The sequence below is a fragment of the Ruoffia tabacinasalis genome (genome assembly GCF_042652985.1).
Classification (GTDB): domain Bacteria; phylum Bacillota; class Bacilli; order Lactobacillales; family Aerococcaceae; genus Ruoffia; species Ruoffia tabacinasalis.
In genome coordinates, this window is the sequence record NZ_JBHSHQ010000065.1 from 1 (window position 1) to 1,069 (window position 1,069).

Sequence of the window (1,069 nt, forward strand, 5' to 3'; positions counted from 1 at the left end):
ACGAAAAGCCTATGAATTCAACATAATAATTAATAACTTTACATAACAAATCTCTGTCCATAAGATGAGTGGCTTCTTCATGACTTAACAGAAGAAGAACTATACTTGACCATGGAAATCATAGAAAAAAGGGAAAAGACGACATCTACGATCTTCTGTACCCAGTTCAACACTGCTGGATGGCATTCTAAGTTGGGAGGTGGACCAACAGGCGAAGCAGTTATTGATCGGATTGTTCATAATTCCTACACCATCACTATCGATGGTGAAACATCTATGCGTGAACGACTGGGTTTATCCAATAACTTCTAGGATATTACTATGAAAAACTAATATAATCCTATGGATTATGTAAAGATATCCCATAACTAACTTAAATCACAGTGGTTATGGGATATTTCTTTAGTGGTACATTAAGCTGGCAAAAGGTGGTACATTCTTTGGCAAACAGTGGTAAGAAAGTTGGCATCAGTGGTACAAATGTGTGGCAGTAGTCAAAAGTTCCAAATGAAACTGAAGTTACCAGTTTCAGTAGTAGAATATTGAAAGATGAAATTGATGAAATATTAAGGGGAAGTGATGAGGCTAGGAAAAAATTATTTAGAAAACTTTTTAGCGTTCCTGTACCTGATCAGCCTTGGGAAAACCTTAGAACCTCACTAGTTCATGATATATTATCTCCTAAGATTGAGGACAATTTAATTACTTATACTATTTATAAAAATAGGAAAGAAAAGAAAGTAACAGAGAATATTGACGAACTTTTTGAAAAATTGTTAAATTTTCATAACGAGCTTAAGAAAATAGTAGATGATGATAATCATGCGCTTTAATTATTAAGTTAAACGAAGATATAGTCAATTGTAAAAATATAAAGAAATCCCTAGAAAAAACATAATATGTTTTTTCTAGGGATTTCTTTATATACTTAGATATCATGTTTTAAATATAGGTAAATACTTATTTATCTTTTAGACTAATAAAGATATCTCGATATTTAATCAAGTCCATAATCCTGTGTAAAATACTATACAATGTTTTACCGGTCTCTCATTGATCAAACTTAATA

The 1,069-nt window shown here is 31.4% G+C and carries 1 protein-coding gene and 1 pseudogene; both read left to right on the forward strand.

Annotated elements, in window-relative coordinates:
• Window positions 1-75: 75 nt before the first annotated feature.
• A pseudogene (locus tag ACFO5Y_RS10585) lies at window positions 76-312 on the forward strand (ATP-binding protein); the annotation flags it as partial.
• A gap of 230 nt (window positions 313-542) precedes the next feature.
• Entirely contained in the window at window positions 543-833 is a 291-nt protein-coding gene (locus ACFO5Y_RS10590) for a hypothetical protein (RefSeq protein ID WP_197105375.1), read from the forward strand.
• The last annotated feature ends 236 nt before the right edge of the window (window positions 834-1,069 follow it).